General features: G+C 40.9%; 22 protein-coding genes. 19 read left to right on the forward strand and 3 right to left on the reverse strand.

All coding sequences use genetic code 11. The annotated features are described in order from the left end of the window. Window positions 1-52 precede the first annotated feature (52 nt). The 3 genes from cysK to HMPREF8571_RS02850 form a co-directional block, all read right to left on the reverse strand. Complete coding sequence (gene cysK / locus HMPREF8571_RS02840) at window positions 53-979, reverse strand: cysteine synthase A (RefSeq protein ID WP_001029449.1); 927 nt, start codon at window positions 977-979, stop codon at window positions 53-55. A 96-nt stretch (window positions 980-1,075) separates the two neighbouring features. Beyond that, the gene (locus HMPREF8571_RS02845; protein WP_000863911.1) at window positions 1,076-1,519 is read right to left on the reverse strand and encodes a PH domain-containing protein; all 444 of its coding nucleotides are present in this window, start codon (window positions 1,517-1,519) and stop codon (window positions 1,076-1,078) included. A gap of 15 nt (window positions 1,520-1,534) precedes the next feature. Next, window positions 1,535-2,170, reverse strand: coding sequence for a YigZ family protein (locus HMPREF8571_RS02850; protein WP_000395733.1), 636 nt, complete (start codon window positions 2,168-2,170; stop codon window positions 1,535-1,537). 56 nt (window positions 2,171-2,226) lie between these two features. Between HMPREF8571_RS02850 and HMPREF8571_RS02855 the strand changes: the two genes are divergently transcribed. From HMPREF8571_RS02855 to HMPREF8571_RS02945, 19 genes are all read left to right on the forward strand, one after another. Beyond that, a complete protein-coding gene (locus HMPREF8571_RS02855; RefSeq protein WP_000867714.1) occupies window positions 2,227-3,525 on the forward strand; it encodes a DEAD/DEAH box helicase in 1,299 nt (432 codons plus the stop codon). Then, entirely contained in the window at window positions 3,522-4,184 is a 663-nt protein-coding gene (locus tag HMPREF8571_RS02860) for a ComF family protein (protein WP_000995713.1), read from the forward strand. The genes HMPREF8571_RS02855 and HMPREF8571_RS02860 overlap by 4 nt, the downstream gene beginning before the upstream one ends. Window positions 4,185-4,263: 79 nt before the next feature. Next, complete coding sequence (gene hpf, locus HMPREF8571_RS02865; protein ID WP_000599113.1) at window positions 4,264-4,812, forward strand: ribosome hibernation-promoting factor, HPF/YfiA family; 549 nt, start codon at window positions 4,264-4,266, stop codon at window positions 4,810-4,812. A gap of 247 nt (window positions 4,813-5,059) precedes the next feature. Further along, window positions 5,060-6,268, forward strand: coding sequence for an acyl-CoA dehydrogenase family protein (locus tag HMPREF8571_RS02870; protein WP_000201480.1), 1,209 nt, complete (start codon window positions 5,060-5,062; stop codon window positions 6,266-6,268). 80 nt (window positions 6,269-6,348) lie between these two features. Next, on the forward strand, window positions 6,349-7,197 hold the full coding sequence (locus HMPREF8571_RS02875; RefSeq protein WP_025168421.1) for a 3-hydroxybutyryl-CoA dehydrogenase: 849 nt from the start codon (window positions 6,349-6,351) through the stop codon (window positions 7,195-7,197). Between the two features lie 18 nt (window positions 7,198-7,215). Then, window positions 7,216-8,394, forward strand: coding sequence for an acetyl-CoA C-acetyltransferase (locus HMPREF8571_RS02880; protein ID WP_000656064.1), 1,179 nt, complete (start codon window positions 7,216-7,218; stop codon window positions 8,392-8,394). Between the two features lie 320 nt (window positions 8,395-8,714). Continuing rightward, window positions 8,715-9,494 carry an enoyl-CoA hydratase-related protein gene (locus HMPREF8571_RS02885; RefSeq protein ID WP_000048041.1) on the forward strand — a complete coding sequence of 260 codons (780 nt, stop codon included), beginning with the start codon at window positions 8,715-8,717 and terminating at the stop codon, window positions 9,492-9,494. Window positions 9,495-9,509: 15 nt separating this feature from the next. Then, entirely contained in the window at window positions 9,510-10,232 is a 723-nt protein-coding gene (locus HMPREF8571_RS02890; RefSeq protein WP_000869892.1) for a CoA transferase subunit A, read from the forward strand. A gap of 1 nt (window position 10,233) precedes the next feature. Further along, window positions 10,234-10,884 carry a 3-oxoacid CoA-transferase subunit B gene (locus HMPREF8571_RS02895; RefSeq protein WP_000644729.1) on the forward strand — a complete coding sequence of 217 codons (651 nt, stop codon included), beginning with the start codon at window positions 10,234-10,236 and terminating at the stop codon, window positions 10,882-10,884. Between the two features lie 194 nt (window positions 10,885-11,078). Next, window positions 11,079-11,987 carry a LysR family transcriptional regulator gene (locus HMPREF8571_RS02900; RefSeq protein WP_000351429.1) on the forward strand — a complete coding sequence of 303 codons (909 nt, stop codon included), beginning with the start codon at window positions 11,079-11,081 and terminating at the stop codon, window positions 11,985-11,987. Window positions 11,988-12,002: 15 nt separating this feature from the next. Beyond that, on the forward strand, window positions 12,003-13,115 hold the full coding sequence (locus HMPREF8571_RS02905; protein ID WP_000221884.1) for an acyl-CoA dehydrogenase family protein: 1,113 nt from the start codon (window positions 12,003-12,005) through the stop codon (window positions 13,113-13,115). A 3-nt stretch (window positions 13,116-13,118) separates the two neighbouring features. Further along, window positions 13,119-14,036, forward strand: a complete 918-nt coding sequence (locus HMPREF8571_RS02910; RefSeq protein ID WP_000829421.1) for an MBL fold metallo-hydrolase — start codon at window positions 13,119-13,121, stop codon at window positions 14,034-14,036. Window positions 14,037-14,100: 64 nt separating this feature from the next. Further along, on the forward strand, window positions 14,101-15,081 hold the full coding sequence (locus HMPREF8571_RS02915; protein WP_255261433.1) for a nitronate monooxygenase: 981 nt from the start codon (window positions 14,101-14,103) through the stop codon (window positions 15,079-15,081). A gap of 175 nt (window positions 15,082-15,256) precedes the next feature. Further along, on the forward strand, window positions 15,257-17,230 hold the full coding sequence (locus tag HMPREF8571_RS02920) for a DHH family phosphoesterase (protein WP_000739997.1): 1,974 nt from the start codon (window positions 15,257-15,259) through the stop codon (window positions 17,228-17,230). After that, complete coding sequence (gene rplI, locus HMPREF8571_RS02925; protein ID WP_000864211.1) at window positions 17,227-17,679, forward strand: 50S ribosomal protein L9; 453 nt, start codon at window positions 17,227-17,229, stop codon at window positions 17,677-17,679. Before HMPREF8571_RS02920 ends, rplI begins: the two co-directional genes overlap by 4 nt. A 43-nt stretch (window positions 17,680-17,722) precedes the next feature. Then, window positions 17,723-19,075, forward strand: a complete 1,353-nt coding sequence (gene dnaB / locus HMPREF8571_RS02930) for a replicative DNA helicase (RefSeq protein ID WP_000852476.1) — start codon at window positions 17,723-17,725, stop codon at window positions 19,073-19,075. A gap of 1 nt (window position 19,076) precedes the next feature. Further along, complete coding sequence (locus tag HMPREF8571_RS02935; protein WP_001278164.1) at window positions 19,077-19,349, forward strand: Veg family protein; 273 nt, start codon at window positions 19,077-19,079, stop codon at window positions 19,347-19,349. A gap of 89 nt (window positions 19,350-19,438) precedes the next feature. After that, entirely contained in the window at window positions 19,439-20,560 is a 1,122-nt protein-coding gene (locus HMPREF8571_RS02940; RefSeq protein ID WP_000143395.1) for a CHAP domain-containing protein, read from the forward strand. A gap of 117 nt (window positions 20,561-20,677) precedes the next feature. Further along, the coding region (locus HMPREF8571_RS02945; protein ID WP_000358510.1) for an SIALI-17 repeat-containing surface protein at window positions 20,678-23,390 on the forward strand (2,713 nt) is incomplete at its 3' end.

Genomic DNA, 23,390 nt, shown 5'->3' on the forward strand with positions numbered 1-23,390 from the left:
CTGTATGAGTAAACAAAAAGCCCTTTAATAAGGGCTAAGTGCATTTAGGAGGCTACACTTCAAATTCATAGAGTGCTGTAGACAAATAACGTTCGCCGTTATCTGGTGCTAAAGCAAGTACTTTCTTACCTGTACCTAATTTCTTGGCAACCTCAATTGCCCCGTAAATCGCTGCAGCTGAAGAAATCCCAACAAGGAAGCCTTCTTTTCCACCAATTTCACGGCCAAGTGCTAAAGCATCATCTGACGTTACGCGGACGATACCATCATAGGCCTTTGTATCAAGTGTTTCAGGAATAAATCCAGCTGAGATACCTTGAATTTTGTGAGGTCCTGGTTTTTCACCAGACAAGATAGCTGACTCGTCTGCCTCAACTGCATAAACTTGAATGTTTGAATTTGCTGCTTTAAGAGCGTGAGAAACACCTGAGATCGTTCCACCAGTACCAACACCACCCACAAAAGCATCTAGTCCATCAGAACCGAAAGCAGCCAGTATTTCAGCTCCTGTTGTTCTTTCGTGTACTTCTGGGTTAGCTGGATTATTAAATTGGAGTGGAAGGAAGCCGTCACGTTCAGCGGCGATTTCCTGAGCTTTAGCAATAGCTCCTTTCATTCCTTCGCTACCAGGAGTGAGGACGAGTTCAGCACCATAGGCTTGGATAATCTTACGTCGTTCCACACTCATTGTTTCAGGCATGACGATAACAACTTTATATCCTTTAGCGGCACCGACCCATGAAAGACCGATACCAGTGTTTCCACTCGTTGCTTCAACAATGGTAGCACCCGGTTTTAGAATACCATCTTGTTCCGCTTTTTCAATCATGCTAAGGGCAATGCGGTCTTTTACTGACGATCCAGGGTTAAAAGCTTCTAGTTTAACATAGACGTCTGCAGCACCCTCTGGAACAATGTTGTTAAGTTTAACAATCGGTGTTTGTCCGATTAGTTCAGTGATATTGTTATAAATAGCCATAGATATACCTCTTTGTATAAGATGATACTAGTATAACGCGCTTAAGGCTATTTGTAAAATATAGAAATTCTATCAAAGTGATAGGATTTTTTTATATCAAAGGTCTAAGCCATTAATTTTTAATCGATTGTGATAAGCCAATTCTAATAAATAGGTGTAAAGAGGGAGGATGTCCGTTTTTTTAGGGAATTCAAATTTGTGGTAACTAAAATGCTCATTATGTGCTTTTAGAAAGACATTCTCTAAATAAGTGATCGTAATCTCACTATCGTCTATACCTGCTCCTGCAGTTTCCATTTCAACGTTGACAATGTTCATCAAAAAGAGTGATTTAACAGACATTTTGCGACCAGTAGCGCCTTGCTTATCTGTAAAGATGATACGAATATTTGTAAAGATGATTGCGTCACGAATGAGCTTATATCCACTTTGGATTTCTTCATTCTCTAGTAGGTATTGACCATATTCTTTGATAAGAACTTCTTTGTTTTGCTCGCTGAAGTTACCAGCAAGTCCTTGAATAAATTTTCCAAACGCCATGTATTTCTCCTTTGTTTACACTAAGTTTACAGGAACTTCAACTTCTCGTAAACCTTGATCCGTTAAAGTAACCTTTCCATTAAAAAACTCTACAAGAGCAGACTTGATATTTTCTTTCTCTTCCTTATCAACATAAATTATGGTATCGATTTGATCTGTAAAGTTTGTCTCGATTTCCGTGAGTTTATGTTTTCTAAGAAAATTGCTATATTCTTGATACTGAGCGTAAGACATCTGAATGGCTATGCCAGCTTGCTCTTTGATTTCAATAATGCCTATTTCTTTGACAGCCAAGGCTACACTTCCTGCGTAAGCGCGAATCAAACCGCCAGCGCCTAACTTAATTCCACCAAAGTAACGAGTAACTACTACGCAGACATTGGTAAGATTATGATTTTCTAAGACGCCAAGCATAGGGACTCCAGCAGTACCACTAGGCTCACCATCATCATTCGTACGCTTGATTTCACTGCGTTCCCCAATAATAAAGGCAGAGCAGTTATGGGTGGCTTTGTAGTGTTCTTTTTTGATGGCAGTGATAAAATCACGAGCCTCATCTTCACTATAGACACGCTTGGCATGACATATAAAGCGCGATTTTTTGATTTCTTCTTGGACTTGCCCGTCCTCTTTAATTGTTCTAAATTCCATGATTTAATTGTACTAAAAAATTACCTAAAGCGCTAGATTTTTACGAATAAAGAAGTATGAAAGTAAATCCAAACTATCTCGGTCGCTTGTTTACTGAGAAAGAATTAACAAAAGAAGAATGTCAGATGGCTGAGAAACTGCCAGCAATGAGAAAAGAGAAAGGGAAACTGTTTTGTCAACGTTGTAATAGTAGTATTCTAGAAGAATGGTATTTGCCGATCGGTGCTTACTATTGTAGGGAATGTTTGTTGATGAAGAGAGTCAGGAGCGATCAAGCTTTATACTATTTTCCTCAGGAGGATTTTCCTAAGCAAGACGTCCTCAAATGGCGTGGTCAGTTAACACCTTTTCAAGAAAAAGTTTCAGAGGGACTTCTTCAAGCGGTAGACAAGCAAGAGCCAACCTTGGTTCACGCTGTAACAGGAGCAGGAAAGACAGAGATGATTTATCAAGTTGTGGCTAAAGTGATTGATGAAGGTGGTGCAGTGTGTTTAGCAAGTCCTCGAATTGATGTGTGTTTGGAGCTGTATAAACGGCTGCAGAATGACTTTGCTTGTGAGATAGCACTACTTCATGGTGAGTCAGAACCCTATTTTCGAACACCACTAGTTGTTGCAACGACTCATCAGCTGTTAAAATTTTATCATGCTTTTGACTTGCTGATAGTGGATGAAGTAGATGCCTTTCCTTATGTTGACAACTCTGTTCTTTACTATGCTGTAAACCAATGTGTAAAGGAGGAGGGGCTAAAGATATTTCTTACAGCGACCTCTACAGATGAGTTAGATAAGAAGGTTCGCACTGGAGAATTAAAACGACTGAGCTTGCCAAGACGATTTCATGGAAATCCATTGATTATTCCAAAGCTAGTTTGGTTATCAGACTTTAATCGCTATATAGAAAAGAGTCAGTTGTCTCCAAAGTTAAAGTCCTACATTAAGAAGCAGAGAAGAACAAGTTATCCGTTGTTAATCTTTGCATCTGAGATTAAGAAAGGCGAGAAACTAAAAGAACTCTTGCAGGAACAGTTTCCAAATGAAAACATCGGCTTTGTGTCCTCTATCACAGAAAATCGATTAGAGCAGGTACAAGCTTTTCGAGATGGAGAGTTGACAATCCTTATTAGTACAACAATTTTGGAGCGTGGGGTCACCTTTCCTTGTGTGGATGTTTTTGTTGTAGAAGCTAATCATCGTCTCTTTACCAAGTCTAGCTTGATTCAGATTGGAGGGCGAGTTGGGCGCAGTATGGATAGACCGACTGGTGAACTGCTCTTCTTTCATGATGGATCAAATGTTTCCATTAAAAAAGCAATCAAGGAAATAAAGCAGATGAACAAGGAGGCAGGCTTATGAACTGTTTATTATGTGGACAGACAATAAAGAGTGACTTGATATTTTGTCACCTTTTGCTGTTTAAGAATGAGAACAACTATCTTTGTTCAGATTGTGAGTCTACTTTTGAGAAAATTAGTGAGGACTATTGCCCGAACTGTATGAAAACAGGCCTGTCAACTATGTGTCAAGATTGTAAATTTTGGTGTAAAGAAGGGATTCAAGTTGATCATAATGCAATCTTCACCTATAATCAAGCTATGAAAGACTTCTTTAGTCGATATAAGTTTGATGGGGATTTTCTACTTAGAAAGGTTTTTGCTCCTGTTTTAGTTAATGAATTGAAAAAGTATGGAGACTATCAATTTGTTGTCATTCCCCTAAGTCCTGAAAGATTGCTTGAGAGGGGATTTAACCAGGTTGAAGGTTTGGTTGAGGCAGCAGGGTTTTCTTTTCAAGATTTACTAGGGAAAAGAGAAGAGACGGCTAGTTCTTCTAAAAATCGCTCGGAACGATTAGCTACCGAAATTCCATTTTTTATAAAAACTGAAGACCCTCTTCCTAAGAAAATTTTGGTTGTTGATGACATCTATACAACAGGTGCGACTGTCAATCGTGTGAAGCGTCTTTTTGAAGAAGCAGGAGCTTTGGATGTTAAAACTTTTTCCCTTGTAAGATGAGGAAAAAATTTGCAAAATGAAAATGAAAGCGCTATAATATAGTTAGAAAAACAAAAATGTTTAGAAAGAAGGTACTTATATGATTAAATATAGTATCCGTGGTGAAAACCTAGAAGTAACAGAAGCGATTCGTGATTATGTAGTTTCTAAACTCGAAAAGATCGAAAAGTATTTTCAACCTGAGCAAGAGTTGGATGCACGTGTAAATTTGAAAGTTTACCGTGAAAAAACAGCAAAAGTTGAAGTAACGATTCCACTTGGATCTATTACTCTCCGTGCAGAAGATATTTCTCAAGATATGTATGGCTCTATCGATCTTGTAACTGATAAAATTGAACGTCAGATTCGTAAAAATAAAACAAAAATCGAACGGAAGAATAAAAATAAAGTTGCGACAAGCCAACTCTTTACAGATGCCCTAGTTGAAGAGGCAAATGTTGTGCAACCAAAAGTAGTTCGTTCAAAACAAATTGATTTAAAACCAATGGATTTAGAAGAAGCGCTTCTTCAAATGGATTTGTTGGGACATGATTTCTTTATCTATGTAGACGTAGAAGATCAAACAACAAATGTTTTGTATCGTCGTGAAGATGGTGAAGTTGGTTTGCTCGAAGTAAAAGAATCATAAAATTGAAATAACTAATAAGAGTGGTTTACTGATTTGTAAACCACTTTTTCTTGTGCCTATAAGTAAGTAGAATAACGAGGAAATCCTTGATTAAACAGTCAGAATCGGACCCTATAATCTGAACTTATAGGGGTGTTTATATTTATTAAGTAGACAAAATAATACCCTAAGGGATAGAATGGGGTTGTCAACAAATAGCGAATACAAAAATGTAAGCGCTCTTATAACAAATAAAGGAGTCATGACTATGGCAACAAAAGAAGAAATTTTACGCGAACTATATCCTGAGGACCTTTTTCACTATGCGGATGGTCTAACTTTAGGAGAAGCAGAGGTTTTACAAGAAACTCGCCGTTTGATTGAGAAACATCTCCGTCCGGTTATTAATGAATACTGGGAAAAACCTGATTTTCCTTTTGAAGAATTCTATGCTGTGGCTAAGGGCGCTCAAATTATGAACAATCCAAAATTGTTTGAGGGACGTGAAGGTAGCTGGAAACCATCTGAACTTTATATTGCTTTCTTGTATCTTGAACTTGCTCGCTTCGATGCTTCTATGGCAACATTCTATACCGTTCATGGCGGACTTTGCTACAACACAATTCTCTTGGGTGGTGATGAGCGTCAACAAAAAGAATTTCTTCCAAAACTCGCTGCATTTGATTGGCAAGGTTGCTTCGCTTTAACTGAACCTCTTTCAGGTTCTGATATTGCTGGAGGACTTGCAACTACTGCAGAACGTGTTGGAGACAAGTGGATTCTAAATGGTGAAAAACGCTGGATTGGTGGTTCAGATACTGCGGATGTCGTTCCTGTATTTGCTCGTGATGTTGCGGATGGCAAGGTGAAATGCTTTATCGTTCGTAAGGGAGCTCCTGGATATCATGCAGAACCAATCCCACATAAGATTGCTCTTCGTTGTGTCCGCAATGGCCATATTACTATGAAGAATGTAGAGGTTCCAGATTCAGACCGTTTGGTAAATATCAATGGTTTTGGTGATGTAGCTCGCATCTTGACCTTCACTCGTGCGGACGTTGCTCACATTGCTATGGGAGTGACTTGTGGATCTTATGTAGCAGCTCTTAAATATGCTAAAGATCGTGAACAGTTCAAACGTCCAATTGCCAAATTCCAAATTGTTCAAGAAAAATTGGCTCGTATGCAAGCAAATGCTGTAGCAGTTATTGCTTATTCAACTCGTATTGCTGAAATGCAAGAGAAAGGGAATGAATTGATGCTTAACTCTGCTCTTGCTAAGATGCACAATTCCTTGGTGATGCGCGAAACAGTTGCCCTTGCTCGTGAAACTTGCGGAGGTAATGGTATTACACTTGAGACAGATGTTGCTCGTTTCTTTGCAGATGCTGAATCAATCTATACCTATGAAGGTTCACACGAAGTGAATGCCTTGATTGTTGGTCGTGAGATTACTGGACTAGGTGCCTTTGTTTAATGTCAGAAGGGCGATTGAAGGATTTTTGTTCAATCGTCCTTGCTTCATGCACTGGATTTTTGTAAAATAAGAAGGAGAAAATAATGATATCTAAGGTGATGATTATTGGTTCTGGTCAAATGGGAAGCGGAATTGCTCAAGTATTTGCTCAGGCTGGTTTTACAGTTTACTTAAACGATATTAAAGAAGAATTTGTTCAAAGAGGCTTGAATAATATCACAAAACAATTGGAACGTTCAGTTGAAAAAGGACGGATGTCTGCGGATGAGAAGGATCAGGTATTGGCCAATTTGCTTCCATCTGTTTCATATGAAGATGCGAAACAAGTCCAATTGGTGATTGAAGCTGCAACTGAGAATCGTGAGATTAAGTTAAATATTTTCAAACAATTGGATGAATTGACAGATCCTAAAACTATCTTAGCATCAAACACATCCTCTTTGTCAATCACGGATATAGCTGCTGCTACTAAACATCAGGAGCGCGTGATTGGAATGCACTTCTTTAATCCTGCCCCAATCATGAAACTTGTAGAGGTTATTAAGGCCTTGCAGACTTCAGAAGAAGTGGTTCAGGCGGTTCGTGAACTGACAGTGAAAATTGGTAAAACACCAGTTGATGTTAAAGATTCTTATGGTTTTGTTGTGAACAGAATTTTGATTCCTATGATCAATGAAGCCATTTACATTCTAGGTGAAGGAGTGGCTAGTGCCGGGGAAATCGATGAAGCGATGAAACTTGGTGCAAATCATCCTATTGGACCTTTGGCTCTTGCAGACTTGATTGGATTGGATGTTTGTTTGGCTATTATGGGCGTCCTAAACCAAGGGTTTGGTGATCAAAAATACCGTCCTGCTCCTCTTCTTAAGAAAATGGTCGAAGCAGGAAAATTGGGACGGAAGACAAAAGAAGGCTTCTTTACTTACTAGACACTGATGGAGGTAGTCATGAAAGACGTAGTTATTGTTTCGGCAGTGCGAACACCTTTAGGTTCCTTTGGTGGGAGCTTGAAGAATGTTTCTGCTGTTGATTTGGGATCTTTGGTAATTAAGAGTGCTTTGGAAAAAGCGAATATTAAACCAGAGCAGGTAGATGAAGTGATTATGGGGAATGTCCTAGGTGCAGGTTTAGGCCAAAACGTGGCTCGCCAAATGAGTATTCATGCTGGGCTTCCTGAATATACACCAGCCTTTACCATTAATAAGGTTTGTGGTTCCGGTTTGAAGGCAGTGCAGTTAGCTGCTCAAGCGATTCAGTGCGGAGATGCAGATATTGTCGTGGCTGGTGGTGCAGAAAACATGAGCCAGGCTCCATATGTTTTACCAAGCTTCCGTTGGGGTGGCCGTATGGGAGATTCGAAAGTGGTAGATACCATGATTAAGGACGGTTTGTCTGATGCCTTTAACGAATACCATATGGGGATTACAGCCGAGAATGTGGCAGAAGAATATGGTGTTAGCCGGGCTGATCAAGATGCGCTTGCTTTGGAATCACAAAAACGAGCAGTGGCGGCTATAGAATCTGGACGCTTTAAGGAAGAGATTGTTCCGGTGGTCATTCCTCAACGTAAAGGCGATCCTATCGTCTTTGATACAGATGAATTTCCTAGAAAAGATGCTAGCTTGGAGAGTTTGTCTAAGCTACGTCCTGTTTTCAAAAAAGACGGTTCTGTTACAGCGGGAAATGCCTCAGGTATCAATGACGGGGCGGCGGCTGTCTTGGTCATGAGTGCTGAAAAAGCTGAAGAATTAGGACTTCCAGTCATTGCACGCATTCGTTCGTATGCAAGTGCAGGTTTGGATCCTAAGATTATGGGATGTGGACCGATTTATGCGACCCGTAAAGCTCTTGAAAAAGGTAATTTGACAGTTGATGATCTTGACTTGATCGAGTCAAATGAAGCCTTTGCTGCTCAGGCTTGTGCGGTCGGGAAAACACTTGGCTTCAATACCGATATTGTCAATGTCAATGGTGGTGCGATTGCTCTTGGTCACCCAATTGGAGCTTCAGGTTGCCGTATCCTAGTGACTCTGGTACATGAGATGATGAAACGTGATGCTAAAACTGGTTTAGCTACTCTCTGTATCGGAGGAGGGATGGGAACAGCCCTCATCGTTGAACGTTAGTTATTAGAAAACTGAACGTCATTTCCTCTTTTTCAATATTACGATTACAAAATGAGATTTTGATCCGATCTCATCGTTACATACCTTATCAAGTGTCTTTCTCTAAAAGGGCTTGATAAGGTATTTTTATTTTTTCTAATACTTTAAGGATGGATTGGATGACCATATCCTATAAGCTGGACTTATAGGTCTATAAATAAAGATTAAGTAGACGGATGGGAAAAAAAGGTTTATGATGAAAATGTAAGCTCTTACATTTTGTGTTGGTATTTGTTGACGCTGTACTCTGTACTCAAAATAAATCAAGTAGGAGCAGAACAATGAGTAAAACTGTTTTATTAGAGGTTAAGAATGGTCTTGGCTATCTAACAATTAACCGTCCATCGGCTTTGAACGCTTTAAGTTCAGAAGTCTTAAAGGATTTGAATCTCGCTTTAGACCAAATTGAAGCAAGCGAGGACATTCGTGTTGTCATTGTGACCGGTCAAGGAGAGAAAGCATTTGTCGCGGGAGCAGACATTAAAGAGATGGACCAAATGTCTCCAATTCAGGCTCATGAATACATGACCTATGCGAACGACACCTTTACCCGCTTATCTGAATTGACTCAGCCAACTATTTCGGTATTGAATGGTTATGCTTTGGGAGGCGGTTTAGAATTAGCTCTTTCAACTGATATCCGAATCGGCTATGACAAGACAATGGTTGGCTTCCCTGAAGTCGGCTTGGGAATCATTCCTGGTTTTGCAGGTACTCAAAGAATGTCTCGTTTGATTGGTACTAGTAAAACAAAGGAATTAATCTTCACTGCTAGAATGGTTAAAGGACAAGAAGCATACGATCTTGGAATTCTTAACAAGTTGGTAGCAGCAGAAGAACTATTGCCTGCGGCAGAAGAGCTAGCAGCAGCGATTATGAAAAATGCACCGCTAGCAGTTGAAAAAGCTAAACATATTATCCAAGTTGGCTCAGAACTCCCTCTGAAAAATGCTATTCGTTTGGAAACAGAAGCGGAAGCTCTACTCTTCTCAACAGAAGATAAGGTAGAAGGAATGCGCGCTTTTGTTGAAAAACGCAAAGCTGTCTTTCAACGTAAATAAGAGAGGAGATAGGTTATGAAAGTTGTAACATTGTCTGAAGCTATTTCCTTGATTCATTCAGGAGATAAAGTTGGTATTTCTGGATTTCTCGGAGTAGGAGAACCACTTGAGTTAATTGAGGAACTGGTTCGTCAAAACCAGCAAGATTTAACCTTGGTGTCTGTTGTAACCTCTCAACCCGGTAAGGAAGTTGGAGTTGGTCGTCTTTGTGAAAACCATCAGGTTACAAAATACATTGCAGCCCATGTAGGGACATCTGCTGCTGCTCAGCATGATTATTTCTCAGGAGCCATGAAAGTGGAGTTCACTCCAATGGGAACTGTCGTAGAACGATTGCATGCTGCGGGTGCGGGTCTTGGAGCAGTCTTAACGCCAACAGGTGTAGGAACAATTCTTGAAGATGAGCACGAAAAAGTGACTCGAAATGGAAAAGAATATTTGATTTATGATCCATTGAAAATCGATGTTGCCTTGATTAAAGCTACTAAGGCGGATAAGTATGGCAACCTTTATTTAGATGGGACTACTAAAAACATCTCTCTTCAACTCGCTCTAGCGGCTGACACAGTCATTGTTGAGACAAACGAGTTGGTTGAAGCCGGAGAAATTGATCCAAATGATATTTATATCCCTGGTATCCTAGTTGACTATGTCGTTCAAGGATTGACACCACAAGAACATCATCAGATGATGGGAGACTTGTGGACAGAGACAAACAAACTGGCGGGGGTGAAATAAGATGAAAGCAAAAGAAATTATCGCAAGACGTGTAGCGCTTGAATTTAAAGATGGAGATGTGGTCAATCTTGGATTTGGGATTCCAAACGCCTCTGCTGATTATATCCCTGAAGGTGTAAATGTTATTTTGCAGGCAGAAAATGGCGCCCTTCGATTTGGAGAAACACCAACCAAGGACAACTATAATGCCAATTTAGCGAACTCAGGTGGAGCTCCTATCACATTGTTGCCCGGAGCAGCCTTGTTTGATCTACAAACATCCTTTGCCATTATTCGTGGTGGACACGTGGATGCAACTGTTCTTGGAGCTCTTGAAGTAAGTCAAGATGGAAGCATTGCCAACTGGATTATCCCAGGGAAATTTGCTCCTGGTATGGGTGGTGCAATGGACTTATTGGTAGGTGCTAAGCGTGTAATTGCAGCGATCCAACATACTACAGGTGGTGAATCTAAACTCTTGAAAGAGTGCACATTACCTCTATCAGCTAAAGGAGTATTGGATCTTGTCATCACAGAATTAGCTGTTTTTGGATTCAAAGATGGTAAATTCCTGTTGAAAGAGCTGGCTCCTGGTGTGACGTTAGAAGAAGTTCTTGAAAAAACAGCTGGGGAAGTCATTGTCTCAGAAGACCTAAAAACAATGCCGATTTAAGCAAAAAAAGAGCTATTTTCTACTTAGTGTGTTATGATATAAACTAGATAATATTGTAAGCGCTTTATATACAACATTAAAATGAAGTATTCGAAATGTTATTTCGATAAAAAGTCAGTAGACAACTATCAAACACTAGAATAGTTGTCTAATTGACCTACTAAAATAGTGAAGGAAAGCTAGGTGATGGGTAAGTGGATATTATCCAAATGAACTATTTCATCAATATCATAGAATGCGGATGCAACCTTTCCATTGCTGCAAAGAAAATTCACATTAGTCAATCAGCCTTGAGTCAATTCGTGACAAATTTTGAAGCAGCTGAAGGGGTTCAATTATTCAATCGCAAGAATGGAAGATTAGAAAGTTTAACAGAGGCGGGACGCAAAATTTATCGTTATGCGACCGAGATTGTGAATCGACATGAAGAAATGCTTTCCATGATCCATATAGAAGCTCAAAAGCAAAAAGGCACCATTAATCTTGGTATTCCGTCCTTGATTTTACGAGTTTACTTTGCTAGTGCTTTGCCTCATTTTCTGAAAAATAATCCTCATATCCATATCCAGGTTACGGAAGGTGGAGGGAAGGAAATTCGTCAAAAAATGGTTGATGGAGATTTGAATCTCTCTATTCTGATAGAGCCTACGAGCCTGGATGCTAAAAAATATGAACAACATATCATTCAATTGGATGAATACGTTGCTTATATGGATAAGGATCATCCGCTGGCTCAGAAAAGCTTGTTGGAATGGTCTGATATTGCTAGTTATGAATTGGCAACCTTCAACAAAACATTTACGACTTATGATTTAGTGACAGAAAAACTTCGTTCACAACGAATTGAGGCTAAATTTGCTTATCTTTCCTCTACTTGGGACTTCCTAGTTGAATCAACTCATCAGACAGATTTGATTGCCCTTTTGCCAAGGCCGGTTGAATATTTTGTGGATAAGAGTCGTTTTAAGGCGGTTAGATTCAAGGATCCGATTCCATTTAATATTTGGTTTTGTAGACCCTATAAAAACTCCTACAATGAAGTAGAGTCTTATGTGTATGAAGAATTGTTGAAAGATTATTACCAACCGTTTTCTGAAAACTAAGATGAGGTGAATGCGATGACCTATAATGACGTGCTGGCGCGAGAATTGAAGGCAGACGTGAAAGTGTTGATTCGGAACTATTTTAAGTCTCGTGAGGATGAACAACAGTTCCCTAGAGAATTGCTTTATCAGTTTATTGAGCAATTTGATATCTTTTCCTTGCTTTTAGATAGTCAAGATTCTGTTTTGAGAACCGAGTTTTTGACCTTTATTCGCTTGATTTCAAAAGATTTTCCTGCTTTTTCTGCTGTTCTACTAACTCAGGCATGTTATGGTATCTATCCTATTTTACAATATGGGAGTCAGGAACAAAAATCGCGTTATGTAGAACCATTAGTGAGGGGAGAAATCTTAGCTGGCTTGGGATTTTCTGAAGGGAAATTGATGGAAAGCTTGGAGGTTATTGCAACAACCGCAAGGAAAACAGAGGCAGGTTGGTCTTTAACTGGGAAGAAGTCAATTGTATCAAATTGCCGCTATACAGATATTTTGTTAATCTTAGCCAAGGTTGAGGAAACTAACGGAGAAGATGGATATGGATTTTTCATTGTTGATACGACTCGACCGGGGGTTGCTTTTGGAGATGATATAGCAAAACCTGGTTTACAGGGTTTACCTGTGAATTCGGTAACTTTTGATCGGGTCATATTGCCAGAAGATAGTCTGCTTGGATTGACCTTAAATGGGGAAACTCAGTTAAATGATATTATCAAAAAATTACAGCTAGGATTAAGCGCAATCTCTATTGGTATCTCTGAGGGAGCTTTTGAAAAAGGTCTGGCTTTTGTAAAGGTCAAAAGAGGATTTGGGAAACGATTAATCGATGCGACAGTCTATCAGAATCAATTTGTAGACTTGTATACTAAGCTGTGTGCGGCTGAATCTTACTTTGCTTCCTACAAGGACAGGATGAATGCGGATTCTCTCTTTGTATCTCAGATAAAACTTTATACGACAAAAGTAGCAATTGAGATTTCTGAGGAAATTATTAGATTAATTGGACCTCTTCAAACCTTGGATGACATCCCCATAGACCGTTATCTAAAGGATGCCAAAACGATTGAAATCTATGGAAAATCTGGGGATTCGATTCGTAAAAGAATAGCAGCCCAATGGATAAAGGAGTAAAGCATGGCAGAACTCACCTTACAGGAATATCAATTTCATGATATGAAACTGACATGGCTACGTGGAGCCGATAAATTGACGGATGCAGGGACTCTTTTTGGTCCGGTTCCGAAAGTTGTGTGGTCTCGTTACTACCCAACAAATGATGCTAATATGATGGCGGAGTTGACGGATCCTATTTTGATCCAGTACAAGGGTAAAAATTACCTGATAGATGCAAGTTTTGATACAGCAAAATTATCCGATAAACAAAGGCGCAACTTAGGAATCTTGTCTGAAAGTCGGGTAGAAGAAAGTTTAGCTCTTTTAGGACTATCGCCTGAAGACATTGACGTCGTTCTGATGACACATATGCACCATGACCATTCTGGTGGCTTGACGTATGTGAATGATCAAGGGAAGCTGGTTTCCAAGTATCCAAACGCCAAGATTATTGTGAATGATGTCGAATGGTATGAGATGAGAAACCCTAATAATCGAACGCGGGGAACTTATTTAAGAGAAAATTGGGAACCGATTCAAGATCAGGTGACGACTTTCTCAGAGTATATCAATGTCATTCCAGAAATCCAAATGATTCATACAAGTGGTCACAGCAATGGCCACAGTATTATCTTGCTCAAACAGGGGAAAGATACGATGATCCATATGGGGGACTTGATGTTATCACATGTTCATCGAAATCCTCTCTGGGTTCCAGCAGTTGATGATTATCCTATGAAATCAATTTTAGCCAAAGAGAAGTGGTTGCGTCAGGCTTTTGAGAATCATTATAAGTTTTTCTTTTACCATGATCAATTTTTCGCGGTGGTAGAGTTTGACAAGGATGGGAAGGAATTTGTAGATTATGTTCTACGTTCTCGCCCCCCACTTATTCCTTTTACAGATCAGCAGGATCGTAAGCCAGATTTTTTAGGATAGCAGAATATGAGGAGACAAATATAACATTTTCTTGTTGACGGGGATATTGGTGAATCATGCATCCATTTGCCAACAAGAATCAACAGAAAATAAAAGGAGGACTCATATGTCAATTACAAAACTTTTACAGATTCAATATCCAATTTTCCAAGGGGCTATGGCTCAAATCTCGCACTATCAACTAGCAGCAGCTGTTTCTGAGGCTGGAGGTCTGGGAATTATCGCTTCGGGTGGTATGACCGGAGAACAGTTGCGTGAAGAAATTCGTGAACTGAGAAAGTTGACAGATAAGCCTTTTGGTGTCAACATCATGTTGATGATGAAAAATATCAAGGATATTGTGACTGTTATCATCGAAGAAAAGGTTCCAGTGGTAACTACAGGTGCAGGAACTCCTAAGCATATCATGCCTTACTTGAAAGAAGCAGGAATCAAGGTTATTCCAGTTATTGCCAGTGTCAAGCATGCTCAAAAGATGCAAGAATTGGGAGTTGATGCTGTAATCGCTGAAGGTTCAGAAGCTGGTGGCCATATTGGAGAGACCAATACAATGGCTCTTATCCCACAAATCGTTGATGCGGTAACGATTCCAGTCATTGCTGCAGGAGGTGTTGCAGATGGTCGTGGACTTGCTGCTGCGATTGCCCTAGGTGCACAAGGAGTTCAAATGGGAACAGTTTTTCTTGCTTCAGAAGAATGTCCAATTTCTCCTGCCTATAAAGAAGCTATTTTAGCGGCAAGTGATACAGCGACTGCGGTTACAGGTCGCATCGCGGGAGCGCCAGTTCGTTGTATTCGCAATGAGATGACGGATCACTACATTGAATTAGAGCAGAAAGGTACAAATCGAGAGGAACTGGAAGAAATTACGATCGGTTCTCTATCTAAGGCTGTCTATGAAGGTGATACAGTTCATGGTTCAATGATGAGCGGACAAATTGCGGGTTTGGTGAAAGACATCAAACCATGTAAGGCTATTTTAGAATCAATTGTGAAACAGGCGCAAGAGCGCCTACAAGACATTCGACTAGAATTAGGTGAATAATGTAATCTAGGCGGAAGATTCTGCACTGATGTGGAAAAAGGAGAGCGAGGCATTTGCTCTCCTTTTTTATGTATAGTTTCTTTAAGAGCATCTTACTATAATAAAAGCAGTGCTTTCTCTTTAAAGGTCGCTTTTTAAGGGCATTTGTGATATAATAATGCGCAAGAGGTTTAGAATGAAAAAAAATAATTTAACTCCGAATTCTGCGATTCTACTAGGGCTTGCAACTTTCGGAACCTTAACAATGCTGATTATTTTTTCACAAAATAATGTTGTAACAATCAGTGTCTTGTTTTTATTTGTACTTCTTTATCTGCTTTTATTTGTCTGGCAAAAAAAACAGTATGAAAAGAGCGAAATTGAACAAATCCAATACGTAAATCATCAAGCGGAAGATAGCTTAAACACGCTGCTCGAACAAATGCCGGTTGGTGTTCTGAAGTTAGATTTATCCAGTGGCGAAGTGGAGTGGTTTAATCCTTATGCTGAGTTGATTTTGACTACTGAAGAAGGCGAAATTGATGTCGAATTGATTCAAACCATCATTAAAGCTTCGGTGGGGAATCCAGGTTCTTACGCCACCTTGGGGGAAACACGCTATGCCGTTCATATGGACAAGGCTTCAGGTGTCCTGTATTTCTTTGACGTTTCAGGGGAATACGAAGCAACTGTCGAGTTGGTAACGAGTCGACCAGTGATTGGGGTCATCTCGGTCGATAACTACGATGATTTAGAAGATGCGACTTCTGACTCGGATATCAGTCATATCAATAGTTTTGTGGCCAACTTTGTATCGGAGTTTACGGAGAAGTATGCCATGTTTTCTCGGCGCGTGGGGATGGATCGATTTTATCTATTTACTGATTATACCGTGCTTGAGGAATTGATGAATGATAAGTTCTCTGTCATTGATGTTTTCCGCGAAGAGTCGAAACAGAGACAATTGCCCTTGACTTTAAGTATGGGATTTTCTTATGGTGATGGAAATCATGATGAGATAGGAAAAGTTGCTCTCCTAAACTTGAACCTAGCCGAGGTTCGTGGTGGTGACCAGGTAGTTGTCAAGGAAAATGATGAAACCAAGAACCCAGTCTATTTTGGTGGTGGTTCTGCAGCCTCTGTTAAGAGAACAAGAACACGTACCAGAGCCATGATGACAGCTATTTCAGATAAAATTCGAAGTGTAGACCAAGTCTTTGTAGTCGGTCATAAGAATCTAGATATGGATGCTTTGGGCTCAGCGGTTGGTATGCAGTTGTTTGCGAGCAATATTACAGAAGACAGTTACGCAGTCTACGATGCAGATCAAATGTCGCCAGATATCGAGCGGGCTATCAACTTCTTGGAAAAAGAAGGTGTCACCAAGCTCTTGCCTCTGTCTGATGCGATGAGGCTAGTTACAAAGCGCTCTTTGTTGATTCTAGTAGATCATTCGAAGACAGCTTTGACCTTGTCCAAAGGTTTTTATGATTTATTCACGCAAACCATTGTCATTGACCATCATCGACGTGATCAGGATTTCCCAGAGAATGCTGTCATCACCTATATCGAAAGTGGAGCAAGTAGTGCGAGTGAGTTGGTCACAGAATTGATTCAGTTCCAAAATTCTAAGAAAAATCGTTTAAGTCGTATGCAGGCCAGTGTACTGATGGCTGGTATGATGCTGGATACCAAAAATTTCACATCTCGCGTGACGAGTCGAACTTTTGATGTGGCTAGCTACCTTCGAACACGTGGAAGCGATAGTATCGCAATCCAGGAGATTGCTGCGACAGATTTTGAAGAATACCGTGAGGTAAATGAACTCATTTTACAAGGTCATAAGCTAGGTTCAGATATCTTGATTGCCCAAGCTAAGGACTCAACCGCTTATGACACAGTTGTCATCAGTAAGGCTGCCGATGCTATGTTGGCTATGTCTGGCATTGAAGCCAGCTTCGTTCTAGCAAAGAATACACAAGGATTTATCTCAATCTCAGCTCGAAGTCGCAGTAAAATCAATGTTCAACGCATTATGGAAGAGTTGGGTGGCGGTGGTCACTTTAATCTAGCTGCTGCGCAAATCGAGAATATGAGTCTGTCAGAAGCAGGGGAAAAATTGACTCAACTAATCTTGGAAGAACTAAAGGAAAAGGAGAAAGAAGAATGAAAGTAATCTTTTTAGCAGATGTCAAAGGAAAAGGAAAAAAAGGCGAAATCAAGGAAGTGCCAACTGGCTACGCTCAAAACTTTTTGATTAAAAAGAATTTGGCCAAGGAAGCGACTGCTCAAGCAGTGGGTGAGTTGCGTGGAAAACAAAAATCTGAAGAAAAAGCTCATGCAGAGATGATTGCTGAAGCAAAAGCCATCAAGGCTAAGCTTGAAGCAGAAGAAACAGTTGTAGAGTTTGTTGAAAAGGTTGGACCAGATGGTCGTACATTTGGGTCCATCACCAACAAGAAGATTGCAGAAGAATTGCAAAAGCAATTTGGTATCAAGATTGACAAACGCAATATTCAAGTGCAAGCACCAATTCGAGCAGTAGGTTTGATTGATGTACCAGTGAAAATCTATCAAGATGTTACAAGTGTCATCAATCTTCGTGTAAAAGAAGGTTAAGTTTACAACTTCTTGACAAGATTGTAAAAGGAAGGAAAGTCGGATGGCAGAAGTAGAGGAACTGCGAGTTCAACCTCAGGATATTTTAGCAGAACAATCTGTTCTGGGGGCTATTTTTATAGATGAGAGTAAGCTCGTTTTTGTCCGAGAATACATTGATTCTCGTGACTTCTTTAAGTATGCTCATCGGTTGATTTTCCAAGCGATGGTAGACTTGTCGGATCGTGGAGAAGCGATAGATGCGACAACAGTTCGGACGATTTTGGATAGCCAAGGCGATTTGCAAAACATTGGTGGCTTGTCCTATCTTGTTGAAATTGTCAACTCTGTACCAACTTCAGCTAATGCGGAGTATTATGCTAAAATTGTAGCCGAAAAGGCTATGCTACGTCGGTTGATTTCCAAGTTGACAGAGTCTGTCAACCAAGCCTATGAAGCTTCTAAGCCTGCAGATGAAATCATCGCTCAAGCGGAAAAGGGACTCATTGATGTCAGTGAAAATGCCAATCGTAGTGGGTTCAAGAATATCCGTGATATTCTAAATATCAACTTTGGGAACCTAGAAGTTCGGTCACAACAAACAACGGATATTACAGGTATTGCGACAGGTTATCGTGATTTGGACCATATGACGACAGGTCTCCACGAGGAGGAGCTGATTATCCTAGCGGCGCGTCCAGCGGTTGGTAAGACAGCCTTTGCCTTAAATATTGCTCAGAACATTGGGACCAAGTTGGATAAGACTGTAGCTATTTTTTCACTGGAAATGGGTGCAGAAAGCCTAGTAGACCGTATGTTGGCAGCAGAAGGTTTGGTAGAGTCTCATTCTATCCGTACTGGTCAATTGACCGATGAGGAGTGGCAAAAATATACCATTGCTCAAGGAAATCTAGCCAACGCGAGTATCTATATCGATGATACACCAGGGATTCGGATCACGGAAATTCGCTCTCGTTCACGCAAACTAGCTCAAGAAACGGGCAATCTAGGATTGATTTTGATAGACTACCTACAGCTTATCACAGGGACTGGTCGTGAGAACCGCCAACAAGAAGTCTCTGAAATTTCTCGTCAGTTAAAAATTCTAGCTAAGGAGCTAAAGGTTCCAGTCATTGCTCTCAGTCAGTTATCTCGTGGAGTTGAACAGCGTCAAGATAAGAGACCAGTCTTGTCTGATATTCGTGAATCGGGTTCTATCGAGCAGGATGCGGATATCGTAGCCTTTCTGTACCGTGACGACTACTATGATCGTGCAGGTGAAGAAGAGGAAGGAATTCCAAATAACAAGGTAGAGGTTATCATCGAGAAAAACCGTAGTGGAGCTCGTGGAACGGTGGAATTGATTTTCCAAAAAGAATACAATAAATTTTCAAGTATCTCAAAGAGGGAGGCATAAGATGTCAGATGCATTTACAGATGTAGCCAAGATGAAAAAAATCAAAGAAGAGATCAAGGCGCATGAGGGACAAGTCGTTGAAATGACTTTGGAAAATGGCCGTAAGCGCCAAAAAAACAGACTGGGTAAGTTAATTGAGGTTTATCCATCTTTATTTATCGTTGAATTTGGGGATGTTGAGGGAGACAAACAAGCCAATGTCTATGTGGAATCCTTCACCTACTCGGATATCTTAACAGAGAAGAATTTGATTCATTATCTAGACCAAGAATAAAACGAAGTGAGCTGAGCTCACTTTTTTCTTTTTCTCCCGAATAGTATAAAGGAGGGGAACCTCGTAGAAAACTTTGTAAAGGAGAATAAATGACGTTTTTAATATCGGGAGTCAAGAAGAGTAGATCTACTCAATTTGGTGTAGTGCTGACTACATTGCTAGTTACAAGCACTTTTTTGTTTGGTGGGGAATCGGTTCAGGCTGATAGTGTAGCGCGTGGAGATGACTATCCGCTTCACTACAAAAATGGTAGTGTTGAAATCGATCAATGGCGGATGTATTCTCGCCAGTGTACATCTTTTGCGGCCTTTCGTTTGAGTAGTGTAAATGGCTTTGAGATTCCTCCTGCCTATGGAAATGCGAATGAATGGGGACATCGTGCAAGTCGAGAAGGCTACCGTGTGGATACTAAGCCAGAAGTTGGGGCTATTGCTTGGTCGACAGAAGGTTATTATGGGCACGTGGCCTGGGTATCAAATGTGTCAGGGGATACGATTGAGATCGAAGAGTATAACTATGGAGTTCGAGAGAGGTATAACCGTCGAATAGTTAAAGCTAGCACCATGACAGGGTTTATTCATTTCAGGGATTTGTCCTCAAGTCGTGGAGTTAGCGAGGGAGCTCGCGGGTTAGAATTTTCGTCAAGTGGGACCATGGTCTTCACAAGAAAAATGCCAATTAGGAATCAACCATCAAGCGAAGGACAAGTCATTGATTATTACTACTCTGGGGAAAGTGTGCATTACGATCAGATCCTTGAAAAAGATGGGCATAAATGGTTCAGCTATCTATCTTACAGTGGTGCTAGACGATACGTTCAGTATGAAGAGTTAAGTGCTTCAGAAAATGGTTGGAAGAAAGAAGGTAGTATTTGGTATTACCAAGAGGACGGTAAGCAAGCGACAGGATGGAAGAAAATCAAGGGTGATTGGTATCATTTTAAGGAAAATGGTGTCATGTCAAGTGGCTGGGTTAAAGACGGCTCTCATTGGTATTATCTGAAGCCAACGGGTCAGATGCAGACGGGATGGCTTAAAGACAAGGGAACTTGGTATTATCTAGAGGAATCTGGTCGGATGAAAGCCAGTCAATGGTTCCAAGTCTCTGGTAAACATTACTATGTTGATTCTTCGGGGGCCTTAGCTGTTAATAGAGTAGTTGATGGGCACAAACTCGATAGTAACGGGGTGAGAATGTCGAGTCTATCTTAAACAAGAGATAAGCTTTCTTCTTATTAAAAAATTTTTAAAAAGCTATAACAAATTAGTTGACGCTTATTAATTAGTATAATATAATAATATTAAAAACTATAAAAGGGGCATTGTCTAATGGACAAGAAAAAAGTTATTTTAAGGAGTTTAGCAAGTGCAGCTGTTTTGGGAGCTGGTGTTTTCGTTTCACAGCCTTCAGTAGTCAAGGCAGATGAAGGGAAAGCAGAAGAGCAGGCAGTTGCTCCTGCACAACCACAAGCCGCAGCAGAAGGGGATAGCGGAGCTCAAACTGAAAAGGGATCAGAAAACGCTAGTCCAGCTAATTCTGATACGACAAATCCAGCCAAGATGACCAAAGAAGAGTTGATGAAGGCTTTGGATGAACTTGAGGAACAGGCTATTAGTGATATTGAGGATAAGGAAGCGATTGAGGACAAAGAGGCTGCAACTGAAGCTGTGAAGGACTATATCGGTAAGATGTATATTTCAGATACCCTTGAGTCTGGAGAGCTCAGCTTAGACAATATCATCGCTGAATTGCCAGAAGGTGCAGAAGATAAGGCAGTGGTAACAGGTCCTGAAGCGAAAACAAATAAACAGTTGTCTACTGAGGAGAAGGCGCTGCTAGATAAGGCAGAAAAAGACGCGAAAGAGCAAGTTTCTCAAGCTACAGATTCTCTGCTTCAAGCTATAGAAGCTCTTGAGAATGCTGTTATTGAAGAGATTAAGAAAGACGCCTCTATTACCGACAAGGAAGCAGCCATTAAGGCAGCTAAGGAAGAGATTGGTAAAGAAGATCTCTTGAAGGCTATCTCAGATGAGGAGCTGGAGGTCGGGGATGTGATTGTTGATTGGCCTGCAGACATGACAGAGCACAAGACTGTTGCAGAACCTGTCTCAGAATTCACAGATGAAGACCAAGCTAAGTTGGATGAAGCTGATAAAGAGGCTCAAGTTGACGCAGCCAAAACTCGTTCAGATTTACTTGCTACCTTAGACAAAATTGAACACGAGACAATCGAAGACATCAATAAAGACGCCTCTATTACTGACAAAGAAGCTGCGATTAAGGCGGCTAAAGAAGTGATTGGTAAGGATGCCATCTTGAAAGCCATCGAAGATGGCGATATCGAAGCGTCAGACTTGTTAGCTGACTTCTTGGCAGAGGAAAGCGATCAGGTAACCCCAGCCGAAGCGACGAGCCAAGAAGATTTCTCAAGTCAAGACCAAGCTAAACTGGCTGCAGCGGACAAGGAAGCAGCGGAGGAAGCTAAGAAAGAGGAAGAAGCTAAGAAGGCGGCAGAAGAAAAAGCCCACAGCGAATTGTTGACAACTCTTGAGGGTATCGAACAATCAACAATCGAAGACATCAACAAAGACGCCTCTATTACAGATAAAGAAGCAGCCATTAAGGCAGCTAAAGAAGTGATTGGCAAGGACGCTATCTTGAAAGCCATTGAAGATGGCGATATCGAAGCGTCAGACTTGTTAGCTGACTTCTTGGCAGAGGAAAGCGATCAGGTCACCCCAGCTGAAGCGAAGACTCATTCTCAACTTTCTAGCCAAGACCAAGCTACACTTGCTGCAGCGGACAAGGAAGCAGCCGAGGAAGCTAAGAAAGAGGAAGAAGCTAAGAAGGCGGCAGAAGCCAAAGCCCACGGCGAATTGTTGACAACTCTTGAGGGTATCGAACAATCAACAATCGAAGACATCAACAAAGACACCTCTATTACTGACAAAGAAGCAGCCATTAAGGCGGCTAAAGAAGTAATTGGCAAGGATGCTATCTTGAAAGCTATCGAAGATGGCGATATCGAAGCGTCAGACTTGTTAGCTGACTTCTTGGCAGAGGAAAGCGATCAGGTCACCCCAGCTGAAGCGAAGACTCATTCTCAACTTTCTAGCCAAGACCAAGCTACACTTGCTGCAGAGGACAAGGAAGCAGCCGAGGAAACCAAGAAAGAGGAAGAAGCTAAGAAGACAGCAGAAGCCAAAGCCCACAGCGAATTGTTGACAACCCTTGAGAGTATCGAACAATCAACAATCGAAGACATCAACAAAGACGCCTCTATTACTGACAAAGAAGCAGCCATTAAGGCGGCTAAAGAAGTGATTGGCAAGGACGCTATCTTGAAAGCCATTGAAGATGGCGATATCGAAGCGTCAGACTTGTTAGCTGACTTCTTGGCAGAGGAAAGCGATCAGGTCACCCCAGCTGAAGCGAAGACTCATTCTCAACTTTCTAGCCAAGACCAAGCTACACTTGCTGCAGCGGACAAGGAAGCAGCCGAGGAAGCTAAGAAGGCAGAGGAGGCTAAGCGTCCAGAAACAAATACCAAGAAACAAGAACTTTTGAAATTAGAGAAAAAAGTTATTAAAATTAAAGAACAAATCTCTATTTCAAAAATGAATGGTGTTGAAAATAATCAAGTAAATGAATTGCAACAAGCTTTAGCAGACTATGAGGATGCTATTAAGACTCTAAGCAGTGTCATGTCGGCTGTTCTTGAAATTGAAGACTTTAAAGGTGGGGTGAACGCAGTAGAAGCTGCAACTGCAGAGTTGCCAGAATACAACAAAGGTGCAAATGCGGTAGAAGCTGCTGTAAATGAACTCCCAGCCTATGCAGAAAGTGGCGCTCCAGTCGTAGCGAACGTTCCAGCTTACGGAGAAAGCGGTGCCCCAATAGTAAACAATGCTCTGCCTTATGCAGAAAGTGGCGCTCCAGCCGTAGCGAATGTTCCAGCTTACGGAGAAAGCGGTACCCCAGTAGTAAACAACACTCTGCCTTATGCAGAAAGTGGCGCCCCAGCCCTAGCAAATGTTCCAG

The sequence above is a fragment of the Streptococcus mitis ATCC 6249 genome (genome assembly GCF_000146585.1).
GTDB classification, from domain to species: domain Bacteria; phylum Bacillota; class Bacilli; order Lactobacillales; family Streptococcaceae; genus Streptococcus; species Streptococcus mitis_AZ.

Coding starts and splice junctions, on each gene's coding strand:
- cysK (WP_001029449.1), bottom strand. CDS start 979: ATGGCTATTTATAACAATATCACTGAACTAATCGGACAAACACCGATT.
- HMPREF8571_RS02845 (WP_000863911.1), bottom strand. CDS start 1,519: ATGGCGTTTGGAAAATTTATTCAAGGACTTGCTGGTAACTTCAGCGAG.
- HMPREF8571_RS02850 (WP_000395733.1), bottom strand. CDS start 2,170: ATGGAATTTAGAACAATTAAAGAGGACGGGCAAGTCCAAGAAGAAATC.
- HMPREF8571_RS02855 (WP_000867714.1), top strand. CDS start 2,227: ATGAAAGTAAATCCAAACTATCTCGGTCGCTTGTTTACTGAGAAAGAA.
- HMPREF8571_RS02860 (WP_000995713.1), top strand. CDS start 3,522: ATGAACTGTTTATTATGTGGACAGACAATAAAGAGTGACTTGATATTT.
- hpf (WP_000599113.1), top strand. CDS start 4,264: ATGATTAAATATAGTATCCGTGGTGAAAACCTAGAAGTAACAGAAGCG.
- HMPREF8571_RS02870 (WP_000201480.1), top strand. CDS start 5,060: ATGGCAACAAAAGAAGAAATTTTACGCGAACTATATCCTGAGGACCTT.
- HMPREF8571_RS02880 (WP_000656064.1), top strand. CDS start 7,216: ATGAAAGACGTAGTTATTGTTTCGGCAGTGCGAACACCTTTAGGTTCC.
- HMPREF8571_RS02885 (WP_000048041.1), top strand. CDS start 8,715: ATGAGTAAAACTGTTTTATTAGAGGTTAAGAATGGTCTTGGCTATCTA.
- HMPREF8571_RS02890 (WP_000869892.1), top strand. CDS start 9,510: ATGAAAGTTGTAACATTGTCTGAAGCTATTTCCTTGATTCATTCAGGA.
- HMPREF8571_RS02895 (WP_000644729.1), top strand. CDS start 10,234: ATGAAAGCAAAAGAAATTATCGCAAGACGTGTAGCGCTTGAATTTAAA.
- HMPREF8571_RS02905 (WP_000221884.1), top strand. CDS start 12,003: ATGACCTATAATGACGTGCTGGCGCGAGAATTGAAGGCAGACGTGAAA.
- HMPREF8571_RS02910 (WP_000829421.1), top strand. CDS start 13,119: ATGGCAGAACTCACCTTACAGGAATATCAATTTCATGATATGAAACTG.
- HMPREF8571_RS02920 (WP_000739997.1), top strand. CDS start 15,257: ATGAAAAAAAATAATTTAACTCCGAATTCTGCGATTCTACTAGGGCTT.
- rplI (WP_000864211.1), top strand. CDS start 17,227: ATGAAAGTAATCTTTTTAGCAGATGTCAAAGGAAAAGGAAAAAAAGGC.
- dnaB (WP_000852476.1), top strand. CDS start 17,723: ATGGCAGAAGTAGAGGAACTGCGAGTTCAACCTCAGGATATTTTAGCA.
- HMPREF8571_RS02935 (WP_001278164.1), top strand. CDS start 19,077: ATGTCAGATGCATTTACAGATGTAGCCAAGATGAAAAAAATCAAAGAA.
- HMPREF8571_RS02940 (WP_000143395.1), top strand. CDS start 19,439: ATGACGTTTTTAATATCGGGAGTCAAGAAGAGTAGATCTACTCAATTT.